The sequence below is a fragment of the Embleya sp. L77 genome, assembly GCF_055557415.1.
The window spans coordinates 121,306-139,060 of the sequence record NZ_CM145709.1; the positions used below are offsets into that span (position 1 = coordinate 121,306).

General features: G+C 72.1%; 14 protein-coding genes and 2 pseudogenes. 6 read left to right on the forward strand and 10 right to left on the reverse strand.

Features of this window, described 5'->3' with window-relative positions; genetic code table 11:
* Window positions 1–24: 24 nt before the first annotated feature.
* The 5 genes and pseudogenes from ACZOOI_RS00485 to ACZOOI_RS00505 all read right to left on the reverse strand — a co-directional run.
* A pseudogene (locus ACZOOI_RS00485) lies at window positions 25–237 on the reverse strand (hypothetical protein); the annotation flags it as partial.
* Between the two features lie 55 nt (window positions 238–292).
* Window positions 293–1,999, reverse strand: coding sequence for an ABC-F family ATP-binding cassette domain-containing protein (locus tag ACZOOI_RS00490; protein WP_465278840.1), 1,707 nt, complete (start codon window positions 1,997–1,999; stop codon window positions 293–295).
* Between the two features lie 192 nt (window positions 2,000–2,191).
* A complete protein-coding gene (gene abc-f / locus ACZOOI_RS00495; RefSeq protein WP_465278841.1) occupies window positions 2,192–3,826 on the reverse strand; it encodes a ribosomal protection-like ABC-F family protein in 1,635 nt (544 codons plus the stop codon).
* A gap of 467 nt (window positions 3,827–4,293) precedes the next feature.
* On the reverse strand, window positions 4,294–6,030 hold the full coding sequence (locus tag ACZOOI_RS00500) for an ABC transporter ATP-binding protein (protein ID WP_465278842.1): 1,737 nt from the start codon (window positions 6,028–6,030) through the stop codon (window positions 4,294–4,296).
* Entirely contained in the window at window positions 6,027–7,787 is a 1,761-nt protein-coding gene (locus ACZOOI_RS00505) for an ABC transporter ATP-binding protein (protein ID WP_465281323.1), read from the reverse strand. Before ACZOOI_RS00505 ends, ACZOOI_RS00500 begins: the two co-directional genes overlap by 4 nt.
* Window positions 7,788–8,193: 406 nt before the next feature.
* On the opposite strand from ACZOOI_RS00505, the gene ACZOOI_RS00510 reads away from it, so the two are divergent.
* From ACZOOI_RS00510 to ACZOOI_RS00520, 3 genes are all read left to right on the forward strand, one after another.
* A complete protein-coding gene (locus tag ACZOOI_RS00510) occupies window positions 8,194–8,838 on the forward strand; it encodes a TetR/AcrR family transcriptional regulator (protein WP_465278843.1) in 645 nt (214 codons plus the stop codon).
* A 309-nt stretch (window positions 8,839–9,147) separates the two neighbouring features.
* Complete coding sequence (locus tag ACZOOI_RS00515; protein ID WP_465278844.1) at window positions 9,148–9,507, forward strand: cupin domain-containing protein; 360 nt, start codon at window positions 9,148–9,150, stop codon at window positions 9,505–9,507.
* A 102-nt stretch (window positions 9,508–9,609) separates the two neighbouring features.
* Window positions 9,610–9,738, forward strand: coding sequence for a hypothetical protein (locus tag ACZOOI_RS00520; protein ID WP_465278845.1), 129 nt, complete (start codon window positions 9,610–9,612; stop codon window positions 9,736–9,738).
* A 101-nt stretch (window positions 9,739–9,839) separates the two neighbouring features.
* On the opposite strand, the gene ACZOOI_RS00525 is transcribed toward ACZOOI_RS00520, so the two are convergent.
* From ACZOOI_RS00525 to ACZOOI_RS00545, 5 genes are all read right to left on the reverse strand, one after another.
* Window positions 9,840–10,706, reverse strand: a complete 867-nt coding sequence (locus ACZOOI_RS00525) for an MBL fold metallo-hydrolase (protein WP_465278846.1) — start codon at window positions 10,704–10,706, stop codon at window positions 9,840–9,842.
* Window positions 10,699–11,574, reverse strand: coding sequence for an NAD-dependent epimerase/dehydratase family protein (locus tag ACZOOI_RS00530; RefSeq protein WP_465278847.1), 876 nt, complete (start codon window positions 11,572–11,574; stop codon window positions 10,699–10,701). The genes ACZOOI_RS00525 and ACZOOI_RS00530 overlap by 8 nt, the downstream gene beginning before the upstream one ends.
* 172 nt (window positions 11,575–11,746) lie before the next feature.
* On the reverse strand, window positions 11,747–14,509 hold the full coding sequence (locus ACZOOI_RS00535; RefSeq protein WP_465278848.1) for an AAA family ATPase: 2,763 nt from the start codon (window positions 14,507–14,509) through the stop codon (window positions 11,747–11,749).
* A gap of 253 nt (window positions 14,510–14,762) precedes the next feature.
* Window positions 14,763–15,317 carry a cysteine hydrolase family protein gene (locus tag ACZOOI_RS00540; RefSeq protein ID WP_465278849.1) on the reverse strand — a complete coding sequence of 185 codons (555 nt, stop codon included), beginning with the start codon at window positions 15,315–15,317 and terminating at the stop codon, window positions 14,763–14,765.
* A gap of 195 nt (window positions 15,318–15,512) precedes the next feature.
* Window positions 15,513–16,232, reverse strand: coding sequence for a sensor histidine kinase (locus ACZOOI_RS00545; RefSeq protein ID WP_465278850.1), 720 nt, complete (start codon window positions 16,230–16,232; stop codon window positions 15,513–15,515).
* A gap of 17 nt (window positions 16,233–16,249) precedes the next feature.
* On the opposite strand from ACZOOI_RS00545, the pseudogene ACZOOI_RS00550 reads away from it, so the two are divergent.
* The 3 genes and pseudogenes from ACZOOI_RS00550 to ACZOOI_RS00560 all read left to right on the forward strand — a co-directional run.
* Window positions 16,250–16,819, forward strand: a pseudogene (locus ACZOOI_RS00550) (AAA family ATPase); the annotation flags it as partial.
* Window positions 16,816–17,106 (forward strand): hypothetical protein, encoded by a 291-nt coding sequence (locus ACZOOI_RS00555; protein ID WP_465278851.1) that lies wholly within the window; start codon window positions 16,816–16,818, stop codon window positions 17,104–17,106. The pseudogene ACZOOI_RS00550 and the gene ACZOOI_RS00555, both read left to right, overlap by 4 nt.
* 26 nt (window positions 17,107–17,132) lie before the next feature.
* A complete protein-coding gene (locus ACZOOI_RS00560; RefSeq protein WP_465278852.1) occupies window positions 17,133–17,648 on the forward strand; it encodes a hypothetical protein in 516 nt (171 codons plus the stop codon).
* The last annotated feature ends 107 nt before the right edge of the window (window positions 17,649–17,755 follow it).

Genomic DNA, 17,755 nt, shown 5'->3' on the forward strand with positions numbered 1-17,755 from the left:
GCCGGCTCGCGGTGACTGCGCGAGTCACCGCACGGCCGAGTTTGCGATGTCGGTTTGTTTTGAAGCCCGTTGAGGGCCTGCGGTGGGAGCCGATCGACCTGCGGCTTTCACTCGATACCGCCCCGGGGACGCCGAACTCCCGCTCGAAGGCGTGCGAGAGCGCGTACCGGGGCTGCCGTAGCCGATTCGGCCCGCGATGGTGGCCAGGGTCTCCGGGGTGTCGCGGAGTTTCGGCGCGACCGATCGGCGCGATCGATTCACCGCGATCAATCGGCGCGACCGTTCGGCGTGCTCACAGGCCGACCTCCCTTCCCTGCCAACGGTTTCGCAGCCACCGATCGTGACTGGCCACGACGATCGCGCCGGGGCCGGGGCCCAGGGCCTCCTCCAGTTCGTCGGCCAGCCGGGGCGAGAGGTGGTTGGTGGGTTCGTCGAGCAGGAGCAGCGTCGGCGGGTTCGCCACCAGCAGGGCCAGGGCGAGCCGGCGGCGTTGGCCCACCGACAGTTCCCCGACCCGTCGGTCCAGGTCCTGCGGGCCGATCAGGCCGAGCGAGAGCAGCGGTACGGCTTCCGCGCGTTCGGCGCCGAGGGCCGCCGCGTAGGTGGTGCGTACCGTGCGGTCCGGTCGGGTGAACACGGTGTCCTGGGCCAGCATTCCGACGGTGAGCCCCGGGCGGCGGCGGACGTCGCCGAGCGCCGGCAGGTGTCCGGCGAGGACCGCCAGCAGGGTCGACTTGCCGGCGCCGTTGGCTCCGGTGACCAGCAGGCGGTCGGTCGCCGGTACGTCGAGGCGGTCGACGCGCAGCCGGTCGGGCACGGAAACCCGCCGCAACGACAGCAGCATCTCCTGGGCGCCTTCCCCGAGTTCGGTGGCCTCGGGCGTGTCAGTCGTGTCGGCGGACTTGGTGAACTCGGTGGAGACGCCGGACTCGGCGGACCCGGCGCTCTGCGCCGGGTAGCCCGCGAGTGCGCCGGGCCGGAAGCGCAATGGCTGTGGCGGCTCGGGAACCTGGGCCCGGGTCAACTCGGCGAGGCGCCGCGACGCGTTGCGCACCCGCCGGGCGATCTGGTTCTGCACCCGGCCGCCGGCGTGTCCGTAGCCCATCTTCTCGTTGTCGCGCTTGACGCCGCCGCGCGCGACGCGATGCGCCGTCGACTCGACCGCCGTACGCAACTCGGCGAGTTCCTTCTGCTGGTCGGCGAAACGCTGCTGCCATCGGTCGCGTTCCGCGCGCTTGTGGGCCTGGTAGCGGGTGTAGTCGCCGCCGAAGCGGGTGGGGCCGTGTACGGACGGGTCGAGGTCGATCAGGTCCGTGCAGACCGCGTCCAGGAACGCCCGGTCGTGGCTCGCCGCGACGACGATCCCGGGCAGCGTGCGCAGTTGCTCCTCCAGGAAGGCGGCGGCCGGGTCGTCGAGGTGGTTGGTGGGCTCGTCCAGGAGCAGTGCCGTCGGACGCCGGGCGAGCAGCGCGGCGAGCGCGAGTCGGCCGCGCTGCCCGCCGGACAGCGAGGCGAGCGTCCGGTCGTGCGGCAGGTGCTCCAGGCCGAGGCCCGCGAGCATCGTTTCGGCGCGTCGGTCGGCGTCCCAGACCTCGTGGTCCCGGGCGTGGTCGAGTTCTCGGCCGTACTCGGCGAGCAGCCCGGCATACCCGGGCGAATCCGGTGGGGCGTCGCCGAGGGCGCCGGTGAGCCGGTCGAGGCGGGCCAGGGTTTCCCGGGCTGCGCGCAGTGCGTCGTCGAGCACGTCGGCGATCGTCGCCGCAGGCTCGAACGGCATTTGCTGGTGCAGGAATCCGAGGTCCGCGGGGCGGACGACCGTACCCGAGTCGGGTTGGTCGATCCCGGCGAGCAGGCGCAGCAGGGTGGACTTGCCGACGCCGTTCTCGCCGATCAGTGCGATCCGCTGTCCAGGGGCGGCGACGAGGGAGACCCCGTCGAGTACCCGGCGGGTGCCGAGGACCCGGACGAGGTCGTGCGCGAGCAGGGGTGCTGGGGGCATGAGACACCGCCGAGAGGAAGGTTTCCCGGTCGGGGCGGCCCGACCGGGGCGTGGAGGGGGTAGGCGCGCCGGCGCGGGACAGACGTGTGCCTGCCCCGCGCCGGCGCTCAGGCGGCGCGAGGAGCCGTTGGGCTCGGAGCCGGTAGATCTCCTCGAAGCCGGTTGGGCGCGGAGCCGCCGAGGCGCGGCGGATCAGTCCCCGTCCGGGCCGATGTCGCGCAGTCGTCCGTCGCGCAGCAGCAGCCGGCGGTCCACCTTGATCTCGGTCAGGAATCGCTCGTCGTGGCTGACCACGACGAAGGCGCCCTCGTAGGCGTTGAGCGCACTTTCCAACTGGCCGACGCTGACCAGGTCGAGGTTGTTGGTCGGCTCGTCGAGCAGGAGCAACTGCGGTGCCGGTTCGGCGAACAGGATGCATGCCAGGGTGGCTCGCAGCCGCTCTCCCCCGGACAGCGCCCCGACCGGAAGGTGGATCCGCGCGCCTCGGAACAGGAAGCGGGCCAGCAGGTTCATCCGCTGCGCCTCGGGCATCGCCGGGGCGAACGCGGTGAGGTTCTGTACCACCGTGCGGTCCGGGTCCAGCAGGTCCAGTCGCTGGGACAGGTAGGCCACCCGGCCGTCGGCGCGCCTGATCTCGGCGCCCTCCGGCGGCGCGTCCTGGCCGATCATCCGCAACAGGGAGGACTTCCCCACGCCGTTGGGGCCGGTCAGCGCAATCCGTTCGGGTCCACGGATGGTCAGCGCGACGCCGCCTTCCTCGAACAGCGCCCGCTGTCCGTAACGGACCTGCATCGCCTCGCCGTGGAAGACGGTACGCCCGGCCGGGACCTTGGTCCCGGGCAGTTCCAGGCTGATCCGCTGTTCGTCGCGCACGGCGCGTTCGGCCTCGTCCAGCCGGGCCTTGGCCTCGCCGACGCGTGCGGTGTGCGTCTCGTTGGCTTTGCCCGCCGACTCCTGGGCGTTGCGCTTCATCGTGCCCGCGAAGATTTTCGGCAGGCCCGCGTTGCCGAGGTTGCGGGCGGCGTTGCTCGCTCGCCGTGCGGCTCGCTCGCGAGCCTGCTGGAGTTCCCGCTTCTCGCGTTTGACCTCCTGTTCTGCATTGCGGATGTTCTTCTCGGCGACCTCGCGCGCCGCGGCGACCGCTGCCTCGTACTGGGTGAAGTTGCCACCGTGGAACCGCAGTTCGCCCCGGTCGAGTTCCGCGATGCGGTCCATCCGGTCCAGCAGCGCCCGGTCGTGGCTGACCAGCAGCAGGACGCCGTTCCAGTTCTCCAGCAGGTCGTAGAGCCGGTGCCGCGCGTCGAGGTCGAGGTTGTTGGTCGGCTCGTCCAGGAGCAACACGTCCGGCCGCTTGAGCAGTTGCGCGGCCAGGCCGAGGGAGACGACCTGGCCGCCGCTGAGGGTGTGCAGTGTCCGGGTGAGCGGAAGGTCACCGAGCGCGAGGCGGTCCAGCTGGGCAGCGGTGCGCTCCTCGATGTCCCAGTCGTCACCGATGGTGGTGAAGTGCTCCTCGGCGGTGTCCCCGGACTCGATGGCGTTCAGCGCGGCGATCACCTCGGCGACGCCGAGCACCTCGGCCACGGTCAGGTCGCCGGTCAGGGGCAGTGTCTGCGGGAGGTATCCCAGGAGACCGTCGACCGAGACGGTGCCACCGGTGGGTCGGTACTCGCCGGCGATCAGCTTGAGCAGCGTGCTCTTGCCGGCGCCGTTGGGCGCGACCAGGCCGGTTCGGCCCGGGCCCACGGTGAACGAGAGGTCCCGGAAGACGGGGGTGTCGTCGGGCCAGGAAAAGGACATGCGGGTGCAGATGACGGATGCGTCGGGCATGCGAACGAGCCTCGGGAAAGTGATGCGGGTGCGCGAGGGCGCCCCGGCGGGGAACAGGGAATCGTGGAACGACGACATGACCGAGGCCGCTGCGCGTCCCGCGCGCCTGCCTTCGGTCGGGCTCTTCCGGTATCAGCCGGAGATGTCGTCTTCTGTTCCCACGCCGCTCTCCCAGGTCTTGCCAATCACTGCCCGGCAACATACCAGTCGCGCGGCGCGGCGTGTCGGCACCCTCGGCCGAGTCGGTCGGGCCCGCCGAGGACCGACTGCTCGGGCAGCGGGCGGGCGGGCGCGGGCGACCGGCTCCGGGTCGGCGACCGACCCTTCCGGGTCCGGGGCCCGTTCCCGCAGTTCCTCCGAGGTCCGTTCGACGTCCCGATGCTCCCCGTTCGTGTGCGTCCGGAAGCAGCAGAGCAAGGGTCGTCGGCGCGTGTCCGAGACCGAACTCGACCTACAGCCGGGGGAATTCACCTCTCGGCGGCGGCAGCCGACCCGGTCGCCGCGGGAGCCAGGGAAATATTCCGGAAGTCGGCATACCGGCCGCCGAGGCGCAACAATTCGTCGTTGTTGCCGGCTTCGACGATCCGACCCCGCTCCAGGAAGGCGATGCGATCGGCGCGTTGCACGGTGCGCATCCGGTGCGCCACCATCACCACCGTCCGGCCCGCCATCAGGCGCTCGATGCCGTCGTGCACGGCCGCCTCGTTCACCGGGTCCAGCGCGGAGGTCACCTCGTCCAGCAGCACGATGGGCGCGTTCTTGAGCAGTGCTCGCGCGATCGAGACACGCTGGCGCTCACCGCCGGACAGGCGTGCGCCGCCCTCGCCGACATGGGTCGCCCAGCCGCCGGGCAGTCGCTCGATCACCTCGTCCAGCCGGGCAGCGCTCGCTGCCGCGCGCACCTCGGCCTCGTCGGCGTCGGGGCGGCCCAGACGCACGTTCTCCTCGATCGTGCCGTCGAAGAGGTAGACGTCCTGGAAGACGATGGCGATCCGCGCCATCAACACCTGCGGGTCGATCGCGCGCACGTCCACACCCCCCACCCGCACCGCGCCCGCGTCCACGTCGTGGAACCGGGCGAGCAACTGGAGAAGTGTGCTCTTGCCCGCGCCCGACGGTCCGACGACGGCCAACCGCTGCCCCTCCGGGACGGACAACGACACGTCGTCGAGCACCGTACGATCGCCGTGCCGGAAGGTGACGGATGCGAACTCCAGGCCGTGGCCCTTCGGTTGGATCGGCTCGGCGGCCTCCGGCAGCGGCTCGGCGCTCAGTACCGCGTCCAGCCCCGCCAACACCGCACGCGCACCGCGGAGTCCGCCGGCGAGATCGGACAGCGACAGCAGCGGATCCGCGCAGCGGGCGGCCAGCACCAGGATGGTCAGGACCTCGGCCGCGCCGACGTCCCCGGCGAGCGCGAGGTGTGCGCCCAGAACCAACAGCACGGTGAACATCGCCTGTACCGCGAGGGTCAGACCCACCACGCCGGGCAGCGCGGAAAGGGCGGAACGGCGGGAAGTGCGCTGGACTTCCCGCAGCGCGTCGTCGAGCAGCCGGAACCGTTCGACGGTCCGGCCGCCGGCTCGCAACACGGGCTGTGCCTGGAGGTACTCGATGACCCGCCCGGTGGCCTCGTGATCGCGTTCGACGCGCTCGGCGTCGGTGGCGGCCATCGAGCGTGCCGTCCGGATCTGGATCACCACCACGACCGGTGCGGCGGCCAACGCGGCCAGTCCCAGCTGCCAGTTGAAGGCGAGCATCACGAGCACGATCGTCAGCGGCGTCACGCAGGCGGAGACGAGTGGTGCCAGCAGGTGCACGATCACGCTCACCGCCTGCAGGACGCCGCGACTGGCCAGGGCGGACACCTCTCCGAGGCGGTTCGCGCTGTACCAGCCGATGGGCAATCGGGACAGGTGGTCGCCGAGACGGTGGTACGTCCCTCGCAACAGCGTGGTCCCGATGCGGAATCCGGACAGGTCGCCGAGGTAGCGCAGCACCGCGTAGACCACGACCGCGACTCCGAACGCGATCAGCCAGGGCCAGGCATCATCGGGCGTGCTCCCGAACAGCTCCCGCAACACCGGAACCAGCAAGGCGTACGACAGACCCTCGGCCACCGCGGCCGTCGTCATCAGAGCCATGGTGCGGCGCAACGGCCGGGCGTACTCGCGCCCCAGCACCCGCAGCAGCAATCGGATCATCGGGACTCGTCTCCTTGCGGTACGTCGGCCCGGGTTGCGGTCCCGTCCGCGGCCGCCGACCGGTGGGTGTGCCAGAAGGCGACGAACTTCCCGTCCCGGGCCAGCAGTTCGTCGGGTGCGCCGCGTTCGACGATCGACCCGTTCTCCATCATCACGACCGTGTCGGCGTCCGCGATCGTCTCCAGGCGATGTGCGATCACCAGCATGATCCGGTCGCCCCCCAGCGTGGCCAGAGCTCGGCGCACCGCCTGTTCGGTCTGCGGGTCGGCGAAGGCGGTCGCCTCGTCCAGCACCAGCACCGGCGTATCGGCCAGCAGTGCGCGGGCGATCGCGATCCGCTGCGCCTCGCCACCCGACAGTCCGGCGTCCTCGCCGATCACCGACTCGTAGCCACGCGGCAGTTCGAGGATGCGCTCGTGAATGTTGGCGAGTCGGGCGGCGCGCACCACGTCGTCGAAGTCGGCCTGCGGTACCGCGAGTGCGATGTTCTCCGCGACCGATGCGCGCAACAGGCGAACGTCCTGGAAGACGAAGGAGACCATCCGGTACAGCGCCCGGCTGCCGAGCTCGCGCAGATCGACACCGCCCACGACGACCGAACCATGGGTCGGGTCGAAGAATCTGGGCAACAACTGGACCAGCGTGGACTTTCCACTTCCCGATGGCCCGACGATCGCGGTGACCGTCCCCGGTTCGAGCACCAGGTCGATCCCGCGCAGTACTTCGTGATCGGCTTCGTAGGCGAAGCGAACGTCACGCAGTTCCACCCGGTGGCCCTGCGGTTCGACCGGGTGCGCGGGCTCCGGCAGCGACGGCACGTCGAGCACGTCCCGGATCCGGCCGACCGCGCGCCCGGCGGCCTGGATGTTGTCGAAGCCGTGGCCGAGGGCCGCCACCGGAGCGGTCAAGCCCAGGCCGAGCAGCAGGAAGGGCAGCAGGTCGGCCGGGGCCAGGTCGCCGTTGGTGATCAGCGTCGCGCCGCCGATCAGCACGACCAGCAACACGAACGGCGGGGACAGCACCAGTTGCATGCACGCGGCGATCCTGGAGAGCCCGTTCACCCAGCGGCTGAAGATGTCGACGAAATCGTCCGCGGCGGTGCGGAATCTACGATGCGCGCGCCCGGAACCGCCGAAGGCCTTGACCACCGAGATCCCCTGGACGAACTCGATCGCGGAACTCGATATCCGCCCCATGGCCGCGTCGAACTCCTTCTGCTCGCGCAGCCGGGTCGGCAGCATCATCAGCGGTACCAGCGCCACGGCCGAGACCACCGGTATCAGCGTGATCAGCGTGAGCCGCCAGTCGATGGTGAACAGGTAGATCAGCGACGCGAGCGGCACCACGAACGCGGAGACGAGTTCGCCGGGAGTGTGGGCGATGAACGGGTGCACGGCACTCACGTCCTCCCCCACCACCTTGGCCGGCTCGCCGGTTCGGCGCCGGGAGAACCAGCCGATCGGTATCCGCCCCAGCTGCGCGGCCAGTTCGCGGCGGAACATCAATTGCACCCGACTGTCGAGGATGTGCCCGATTCCCGACGACGCGGCGGTGAACACCAGTCGGACCAGCAGACCGACCGCACCCGCGATCACCACGATCCGGACGTGGTCGTGGTCGGTGGGGCCCGGCGACAACAGGGCGCGGCCCAATTCGACGACCGCCAGCAGCGGCGCCAGACCCGCGAGCGCGCCGATCACCTGGAGGACGACAACGGCGGCGAAACTCCATCCGTAGGGGCGCAGCAGCCGGGCCAGGCTCTTTCCCGTCGCAGCATCGGCCTCCGGTGCGGGCACCGGCGCCGGTGGTGGTGCGGACTGTGGCTTCGCCTGGGCGACGTCGGTGGTGTTCATCGCTCTCCCGTCTCCGTCGTCTTCGCGGACTCCCGTCCCCGAGGCCGCTCGACGACTTTACGAACACGTTCCGAAAGTAGCATCGGGGCCATCCGCTGTCGACCACGAAGGGAGCGCCGCCGCGCGGGTCGCCGGACGCAAGAGCGCATGGCGGCATGATGGAACGATGTCCCGACCGCCCGCACAGCCCGTACCGCCCGCTCACTCCGCGCGGCCCGCAGAGCCCGCACCACCCGCGCACTCGGCACGGCCCGTACCGTCCGCATCGAGCCCGACGTCCGCGTCGCGCGGTCGCACCGGTCGCCCGCCCGTGACCTCTCGCGCGCAGATCCTGTGGGCGGCCCGGCGGCTCATCGACCGGGACGGCTGGGAGAAACTGACCATTCGCCGACTCGCCGGCGAACTCGGCGTCGGCACGACCACCCTCTACCACCACATCCGGGACAAGGAGGACCTCCTACTCCTCCTGCTCAACCACTACCTCGAACAGATCGAACACCCCCACCTGCCCGACGACCCCCGCGACCGCATCGTCACAGCCGCCCTCACCATCCACGACGCCCTCGCCGCCTGGCCCTGGGCCGCCGAGGTCCTCACCGTGGACGGCTTCATCGGCCGCCTCGACGAGTTCGCCCTGTGGGCCGTCGAAGCCATCCTCGCCGGAGCCCACGACCACGGCTGCACACCCGCACAATCCGTCGACGTCTTCCGCGCCATCTGGTACTACACCGTCGGCGAGATCCTCGTCCGCGCCCGCTCCGCCCGCGCCCGGCCCGACACCGAACCACCCGCCCTCCGCGACGCCTTCGACGCCGCACGGGTCCCGCACCTCGCCGCCATCGGCCACCGGTGGGGACCACTCGCCGCCCGCGACACCTACCCCGACGGACTGCGCGCCCTCGTCGACGGCCTCCTCGCCCAAGCCACCTCGCCGCCTCCGCACGGCACCGCCTGACCCCTCCGCCGCCGGCGGTTTCGTGCGGCGAAACCCACGACTCGCAGCGGCCGAGGACCGAGCCCGCGAGGGTCCGTCGGCACGAGCCGAGGCCGAGCGCGCCCGAGACGCCGGCTCAGCCACACAACGGCTCCGAAGCGCCACGCCCCGGGGCCGCTTCCGGCCCGAGCATTCCGGCCCTGCCGGTCCGCGTCGCCATCGGCATTCACTCGTCCGGCCGCGCCGAGTTGCGGATCCGGGACTTCATTGGCTTTCCCGTCCCGTCGAGCGCAGGATGGAAGTGGTGACCTCCGAAGGAGATGATCCACAATGCTCGCTGTGCGTTCGATCAACGAAGCCGACGAGAGTCGCGACATGCCGCACGGCCACCTCGACGTGGTCAGCTTGGAAGGCGTCGATTTCGGCGTTGCCCGGTTCGAGGCGGGTTGGCGATGGTCTCAGGACGTCGCGCCCATCGCGGGAACCGAGAGCTGCCAGTTCCACCACAACGGCTATGTCGCCCAAGGGCACCTGCACATCCGCATGGACGACGGTGAGGAGAGGGACCTCCGCGCAGGCGATGTCTTCGTCTGCGATCCCGGCCACGACGCATGGGTTGTCGGCGACGAGACCGCGGTGGTCTTCGACTTCGCCGGCAATATCCACGAGTACGCCGTGCCGTCCGAATAATCGAACCAAGATCGCATGACCGCGCGCTGAACACGCGGACGGCGGCCCGCATCACCGCTCGGGCGCAGACTCCCGCAGCAGTCGTCGGAGCGGCCGAAGAGGATGAAGTCCCAGGTCTGCGCGCCGCCCGAGGCCACTCCCGGGTCGCGCAGCAGGTGCCTGGTACAAACCTCGATACTGCGCCGCCGGATCCACGTGCTCGGCCTGTCCCCGCAACCGCCGATGCCGTGACCGGGAACGGTTCCGCGTCCCGGTCACGGCATCGGGCAACAGGCTGTGCCCGTCGCGGCCGGCCGTGGCGAGGCCGGGAGCGGCCCCGCCGTGGCGAGTGGTCAGTCGGTCCGGTCCGTCGTGGCGCCCTCCCAGGCGAGGTAGCGGTCGAGGGAGCGGCGCACGACCGCGTTGCCGTCGGCGGGTACGACGCGGTCCCACCAGGCGCCGTAGATGCGTTCGAAGCGGTAGCGGCCGAGGATTTCGGCGGCGTGGCGGACGGCGTCGGGGTGTTCGGGTATGTGGTTGGCGTAGCTGTGCATGACGCTGATCCAGCGGGAGTCCGGGCAGACGTTGAGGACGTCGCCGGAGAAGAGCGCTCCGTCGTCCGCGCTCCAGTGCAGGACGGTGCTTCCCGGGAAGTGGATCCTCGGGTTGATCAGCGTGACCTCGTCGGTCAACCGGTGGGTCTCGCCGGACCAGAAGCGAAGTGCCGGGTCGGGGCGCTCGACCCAGGAGCGATCCGATGCGTGGAGGTGGACGGGTGCGTCGAACGCGTGCGCCCATTCGACCATCGCGGAGTAGAAGTGGGGGTGGCTGATGGCGATGGCGGTGATGCCGCCGAGGTCGGCGATGGCGTCCGCCATGCGGTCGTCGAGGTAGGGCAGGCAGTCCCAGAGGATGTTGCCGGCGGTGGTGCGCAGCAGGAGTGCGCGTTGCCCGATGGCGATGCCCTCCGTGGTGCCGATACCGAGGACGTTGGGGCCTTGTTCGGCGAACTTCGCGGTGTGGCCTGCGGCTTGCAGCTCGGCGAGTGTGGTCCACTGCTGGCCGCCGGCGGGGACGTACTGGCGTTCGTCCTGGCAGACGGGGCAGTCGGGGCTGGGGCCGGCGTACTGGGTGCCGCAGGTGGCGCAGATCGGGAGGTGGGCGCCGGGATAGGTGCGCCGGCCCGGCCCGGCGGCGGGTGCACGTTCGGTGTCAGGCATCGGAGCCGGCGATGAGGTCGGTGGTCGGGTGGGCCTGGGCGGGCTGCCAGCCGAGCAGGCGGACGGCGCGGTCGCCGGAGACGGTCTGGTCGAGCGCGAGGGCCTGGGCGAACGGGAGGCCGAGGGTGTCGGCGGCCTGTTCGAGCGGCCAGGGTTCGGCGCGGCCGACGCCGCCCGCTGCGAAGTCGGCGGCGGCGGCGAGTGCCGGGGTGGCGACGGAGTCGACGGCAACGCCGTGCCAGAGGGTGCCGGCGTCGGCTTTCGTGAGGACGAGGCCGTACAGGGTGGCGAGGTCGTCGACGTGGACCATCGGCCAGCGGGTGCCGGGCGTGCCCACGTAGCGGCCGGTGCCGTGCTCCTTGGCCCACGCGAGCATGAGGGCGGGGATGCCGCCGCCGTGGCCGTAGGCGATGCCGGGCCGGACGACGCTGGTGCGGATGTCGTGGCGGGCGGCGTCCAGGACCTGCTGCTCGATGCGGGGGCGGTAGCCGACGATGTCGATCGCGTTGGTGGGGGCGTCCTCGGTGGCGGGGCGGTCGCCGGTGGCGCCGAGCACCCAGATGCCGCTGGTGTAGAGGAAGGCGCGACCGGTGCCGCGGAGCGGTGCGGTGAGGGCGTCGATGGCGGCGGTGTCGGCCTGTTCGTCGCCGGTGGGGGTTGCCAGGTTCACGACGGCGTCGATGTCGTCGGTCACCGCGGTACGAAGGCTGTCCGGGTCGGTGAGGTCGCCGAAGCGCACGTCGAGGCCGGGTTCGGGCGGAGCCGTGCCGGTCTTGAGGAACGGGACGACGGTGTGGCCGTCGTCGATGAGGCGGCGGGTGACGGCGGTGCCGATGTAGCCGGTGGAGCCGAGGACGAGGACCTTCATGGTGTGCCCCTGGTGCGTGTGGTCCGTGGGCCGATCGGGTGCTGATCGGCGTTGCGAGGACGAGGCTAGGTCGTGCGAAGGTGCGGCGGATCCGTCGAATGACCGGGGTGGGTTACGGGGTTGCCGGGGCCCGCCCGGTGCCCCCGGGCGTTGTGTCGTCGAGGAGGCGGCGTCAGTCGGCCGGCAGGTCGAGGGTGCCCAGTGCGGCACGGGAGGTGATGCCGAGCTTGGGATAGGCGTTGGAGAGGTGGTAGCCGACGGTGCGTGGGCTGAGGAACAGGCGGGCACCGATGTCGCGGTTGCTGAGCCCGGTGGCGGCCAGGCGGGCGACCTGCAGCTCCTGTGGGGTGAGCCGCGCGGTGGGGTCGGTGTGCCCGCCGGTGTCGGCCGTGGTGGCGGGAGGGGCGCCGACGGCGCGGAGTTCGGCGGCGGCGCGGTTTCGCCACGGGGTGGCCCGGAGCGCCTTGAAGGCGGTGTGGGCGGCCGTGAGGTGGGTGCGTGCGGCGGCGCGCTGCCGATTGCGGCGGAGCCATTCGCCGTAGAGCAGTTCCGTGCGGGCGTGTTCGAAGGGCCGGCCGTCGCCGCGGTGGGTTTCGAGGGCTGATCGGTAGAGGTCGCCCGCGCTGTCGTCGGCGGCGAGGAGTGCCTGGCAGCGCAGTGCGATGGCGTGCGCCCAGGGGGTGCGGGTGCTGTGCGCCCAGGTGGTGAACCGCTCGGCGGTGCGCCGGGCTTCGTCGGGCCGGCCGAGGCGGGCGGCGGCTTCGACGTGGTCGGCGAGGCTGTGGATGGCGACGACGACATGGGCGCGGGGGCCGTCGGCTATCTCGGTGAGACGGGTCAGCGCGGTTTCGTGGCGGCCTCGGCCGAGGTCGAGGAGGGCTTCCGCGCAGGCGGTCCAGACGGCGGGCACGCCAGCCGCGCCGACCTGGTGGACGGCGGCGTGCCGGACGGCGGCGTGGTGTGCCCTCTCATCGCCGTCGATGGCCGCGAGGACGGCGAGGACGCCGTGGAGCATCGCCTCGTGGTGGTGATTGGCGGTGCTTCGGGCGATGTCCAGGCCCTCGACGGCGGTGCTGTGAGCGTGCTGGTGGCGGCCGAGGAACAGGCGGCAACGGGCGAGACGGAGCAGCAGCATGGGCAGGATGCCGGCCGCGCCCTGCTCGCGGGCCTGCCGTTCGAGAATCTGGGTCTGATCGTGCACGGCCCGGTAGCCGCCGAGGAGCATGTCCCAGCCCTGCAGGCGGGTTTCGTCCGCGAGCGGGCGGGTGTCGCGGACGGTCCGCATGCCGTCCGTGAAGCGGCGCAGGAGGGGGTGGCCGGCCTCGGGGTTTCCGGTGGCGAGGTGGTGGAGGGCGAGGGCCCCGGTGCGGGGAGGGCTGTCGCCGAAGTCGAGGCCCGCGAGGGTGTCCAGGATGCCGGTGGTGGCGGTGGCCGGATCCGGGGTGTCCCAGGCGGCGGCGACGGCCTCGAAGAGGATCCCGGCGGCGGTGTCCGGGTCGTGCGGTGCGGTGGTGCGCGCGGCCTCGACGAGGATCAGGCGGGCGGCGTCGGGGTGTCCGGCGGCGTGTTCGACGGTGGCACGGATGGATGCGAGTCTGGCGGTCGCCGCCGGATCGCGGGTGTGCGGCGCCGCGGCCTCGGCGAGCGCGGCGGCCGTCTCGGGGCGGCCCGCTTCGGAGGCGGCGAGTGCGGCCAGGGTGAGCCGGTGCGCGCGGATCTGCGGGTCCGGGGTGAGTTGGGCGGCTCGCCGGTACGCGGTGGCCACCGTCGCCCGCCCGCCTTGGGCTCGGAAATGTTCGGCCGTCGCCTCGAGTCGGTCGGCCACGGAGGCGTCGTGGCCGACCGTGGCGGTGGCCAGGTGCCAGGTCTGTCGGGCGCGGTCGGTCTCGGGCAGGGCCGCGGCGAGCGCTCGGTGGGCCGCGTTCCGTTGCACGAGCGTGGCGCCGTGATAGGCGGCGGCGCGGGCGAGCGGGTGGCGGAAGGCGAGCCGGGTGGGGGTGAGGTGGATCAGTCCCGCGTGTTCGGCGGGCTCGAGATCGCCGGGCGCGGCGCCCAGTTCGCGTCCCGCGCGCAGCACGAGGGCGGGGTCGCCGGTGTCGTCGGCCGCGGCGAGCGTCAGGAGCGTGCGGGTGGCGGTGGGAAGGGTCCCGATGCGTTCGTCGTACAGGCGTCGGACGCGCCAGGACGCGGGCAGCACGGCGATCTCGTGGTCGTCCAGCAGGTCCGCTCCGGCGCGCAGGCCCGGCGTGAGTGCGGCGGCGAGTTCGACGAGGGCGAGCGGGTTCCCGGCGGCTTGGCCAAGCAGCCGGCGGCGCACGGCCGGCGTGAGGCCGGGGGCGTGCTGGTCGAGCAGCGCGCTGCCGGCGTCGTCGCCGAGCGGCTCCAGACGGTGCACGGGCAGCCCGGGCGCGTCGAAGTCGGCCGACCCGTCGCGCGCGGCGAAGACGATCGCGACGGGCTCGGCCGCGAGCCGGCGGGCGGCGAACAGCAGGGCGTCGGCACTCTCCTGATCGAGCCAGTGGGCGTCGTCGACGAGTACGAGCAGCGGCTGCTCGTCGGCGAGTTCGCCGAGCAGACTGAGCACGGCGGCGCCCACGAGGAACCGGTCGTAGTCGCCGGGGACGGCCGGGTCCGCGGTGGTTCCGTGGACGGCGTGGTGGAGCGCGTCGGCCTGATGCCGGGGTAGCCGGCCGGCCAGGTGCAGGGCCTCGCGGAGCACGACGTGGAGGCCCGCGTACGGTAGCCGGGCCTCCGACTCGACGCCGGCACCGCGCAGGATGCGCAAACGCGCCCCGGCCTCGGCGGCGGCGTCCAGCAGCGCGCTCTTCCCGGTGCCGATGTCGCCGACCAGCACGATCGCGCCTCCCTGCCCTCGGGCGGCGTCGCAGAGCAGGGCATCGAGGGCGGCGGTGTGGGGTGATCGTCCGTGCAGCACGGAGGTCAACTTATCCGGGCCCCCTCAGCCGCTGCCGGGCGCCGACGCAACCGTGGCCGCAGGGGGGCCGGCCAACCGCATTCGACCGCGAGGACGGGATTGCCGGAACCGTCACGCGGTCGAATGCGGGTATCGACCGTCTGCAAGGAACCTTGCCGTGACGATCGGGTATGACGGGTTCGCCGTCCGATTCGAAGCCACCGGCATCGGCACCGTCACCGTCGCCGCCGTCGGCGAATGGCCGTGACCGGGATCAACTTTGCTCTGCGGGCCAATCGGCGCAGGCCACGACCTCGAATCCGCGGCTCGGGAAGACGGCATCCATGAAGAAGTCGTGCATCGCCGTATCACCGTCGGCGCAACCGTCACGCAGCACGGTCACGCGGTAGTCACGGTCCGCCGCGTCGTAGCACGTCGCAGCCACCATGGCGCTGGTCGCGACTCCGGCGATCGCGAGAGTGCGGACGCCCTTCGCGCGGAGCACGATGTCGAGATCCGTGCCGGCGAAAGCGCTGGCACGCCGCTTCGTCACGACGACGTCCTCGTCGGCTACCGGCAGGGCTATCTCGGTGCCGGACGATCCCTCGTGGAAGGCGTCCCCGGCTTCGTGGAACGTCCTGAAGAGTGCGTTGCCCGGTGGCAGGTCGGCCCCGTTGGACCGCAAGGCGAAGTGCACGAACACCACGAGGGCGCCGGCCGCGCGGGCCCGCGGCAGCAGTTGGGTGAGCGGCGGCACGACACGCCCGGCGAACGGGTAGTTGCTCGTGATGCCCTGCTGGATGTCGCCGATGATCAGTGCGGTGCTCACGCCAGGCTCCCGTCCGGTCTTTCCATCCGCCGCCCTGCGGTCGGCAAGGCGGCCATTGCGGCGGCCATGGTAGCGATGGCCGCCCGTCCGCGGATGCGACCGTCCGCGCTCGACCGCAGGTCCCGGCCGGGGCGGATGCGAGCGCCGTGCCGTCCGCCTCGACGACAGGCAGCCCATCGCGGCCGAAGTACGCGCTCACCCCTGTTCGGCCTCGACCGGTCCGAACAGGGTCTCCCGGCCCTGCTTCGGTGGCCTCTCCGGGGCCGTTCCGCCCCCGGCGGGGTGCAGGGGCGGGGGTGCGAACCCGACGGTGACGGCCAGGCCGCCTTCGGGGCGGGCGTCGGCGGTGAGGGTGGCGTGGTGGGCCCGGGTGACGGCGTTGACGATGGCGAGGCCGAGACCGTGGCCGTCGCGGCGGCTGTGCCGGTCGGGCGCCAGTCTCTGGAAGGGCTGGAAGAGGCGCTGGATCTGGTCGTCGGGGACGACCGGCCCGCTGTTGGCGATCGTCAGGGTCGCCGAAGTGCCCGAGGTCCCGGTGGTGATCCGTACCTGCCCGTCCGGGTGGTTGCGCCGGATGGCGTTGTCGACGAGGTTGGCGACGAGGCTTTCGATCAGCCTCGGTTCCCCGGCCGTCATCGCGGGCGCCAGCTGTTCGGCGAGGTCGATGCCTCCTTCTGCTGCCTGGTCGCGGCGGGCGACCGGCACCCGTTCGACGACGTGGGCCAGGTCGACGGTGTCCGTGCGAGTGAGGCCGCGCTCGCTGGTGGCCAGGGCCGGCAGTGCTTGCACGAGCCGTTCCTGGTATCCGCCGAGGGCGAGTGCCTCCCGACAGGTCGTGCGCAGGGTGTCGGCGTCGGCGTCGGGGTCGGCGAGGGCGACTTCGAGGAGGGTGCGCAGGCCGAGGGGGGTGCGCAACTCGTGCGAGGCGGACGTCGGCGGCGCGGCGCGCGGCCGGCGGGTACTCGCTGGGTATGCGCCGGCGGCTCGGGATCGCCGCGGCCCTGCTCGGGGACCCGCCGATCATCATGCTCGATGAGCCGTTCAACGGCATGGATCCCGACGGCATCATCTGGATACGCGGCCTCCTGCGGTCGCCGGCCGCCCGGGGCCGCGCCGTCCTGGTGTCCAGCCACCTGATGGGCGAGATGCAGGGCACCGCCGACCACCTCGTCGTGGCCGGGCGCGGCAAGGCCATCGTCGACGCCGGCGTGGCCGACCTGATCGCGGCCGCCTCGGGGGGGCGGGTGGCCCTGCGAACCACGGCCGCCACGCACGCGATGGGGGTGCTCGCGGATGCCGGCGCGACCGTGGCGGCCACCGGCCGGGACACCGTCGCCGTCTCCGGCCTGCCCGCCGATCGCATCGTGAGGCTGCTGAGCGAGAACGCGGTGCCGTTCTCCGAGGTGTCGGCACACCGCGCCACCCTGGAGGACGTCTACCGGGAACTCACCCGCGAGGCGGTCGAGTACCACGCCGCGCCGCACACGGAGGTAGCACGGTGACCGCCCGCGTCGGTGCGCCTTGCCGGCCCGGCGAACGGGTCGGCAGGGACGGATTCCTCCTGGTGCTGCACGCGGAGTGGACCAAGTTCCGGACGGTCCGGGGCTGGGTGACCGGCGTGGGGGCGGCGACGCTGACGATGGTGCTGCTCGCCCTGCTCGCCGGGGTCGGCGGCAGCCGGGAGGGCTCACCACCCGTTCCGATCGGGCCGGGCGGTGAGCCGGTCACCGACAGCTTCTACTGGGCGTCTACATCGGCCAGGCGCCGGTCGCCGTCCTGGCGGTGCTGATCATCGGCGGGGAGTACGGCACGGACATGATCCGCACCACCTTGACGGCGGTGCCGCGGCGAACCACCGTCTTCGCGGCCAAGGCCGTCACCCTCACCGGCGTCGTGGCCGCCGGCGGAACGGTCGCCGTCCTCGGGTCGGTGCTCGCCGGGCGGCTCATCCTGCCCGACCTCGGCGACCGGGCCCTGTCCTTGGCCGACGGACCGACGCTGCGCGCGGTCTTCGGGACGGTCCTGTACCTGGTTCTGATCGGCCTTCTGAGCTTCGGCATCGCGACGGCCGTGCGGGACTCGGCCACCGGCATCGGGGTCGTCCTCGGTCTGCTCTACATCGTCCCCATCGTCTCGCGGACCGTCAGCGATCCGAACTGGCAGCGTCTGCTCGAGAAGATGGCGCCGATGAGCGCCGGGCTCACCATCCAGACCACCACCGATCTGCACAGCCTGCCCCTCGGCCCCTGGACCGGCCTCGGCATCACCGCCGGGTGGACCGTCGCCGCACTCGTGGCCGGCGGCCTACTGCTCCACGAATGCGATGCCTAGGGTTCGTACGGAGTCGGCCCCTCCGGCGGGCCGAGCGGTCCGCCCGAAGGAATCCGGAGCCGGAAGCCGTGCGCGCACCGCGACCACAGCCCGAGGAACGCCCCTCC

Bases quoted from the DNA above. Each gene is read 5' to 3' on its own strand.
- ACZOOI_RS00515 (WP_465278844.1), top strand. From the start codon at position 9,148: ATGCTCGCTGTGCGTTCGATCAACGAAGCCGACGAGAGTCGCGACATG.
- ACZOOI_RS00525 (WP_465278846.1), bottom strand. From the start codon at position 10,706: ATGCCTGACACCGAACGTGCACCCGCCGCCGGGCCGGGCCGGCGCACC.
- ACZOOI_RS00520 (WP_465278845.1), top strand. From the start codon at position 9,610: ATGAAGTCCCAGGTCTGCGCGCCGCCCGAGGCCACTCCCGGGTCGCGC.
- ACZOOI_RS00530 (WP_465278847.1), bottom strand. From the start codon at position 11,574: ATGAAGGTCCTCGTCCTCGGCTCCACCGGCTACATCGGCACCGCCGTC.
- ACZOOI_RS00500 (WP_465278842.1), bottom strand. From the start codon at position 6,030: ATGATCCGATTGCTGCTGCGGGTGCTGGGGCGCGAGTACGCCCGGCCG.
- ACZOOI_RS00560 (WP_465278852.1), top strand. From the start codon at position 17,133: ATGATCCGCACCACCTTGACGGCGGTGCCGCGGCGAACCACCGTCTTC.
- ACZOOI_RS00490 (WP_465278840.1), bottom strand. From the start codon at position 1,999: ATGCCCCCAGCACCCCTGCTCGCGCACGACCTCGTCCGGGTCCTCGGC.
- abc-f (WP_465278841.1), bottom strand. From the start codon at position 3,826: ATGCCCGACGCATCCGTCATCTGCACCCGCATGTCCTTTTCCTGGCCC.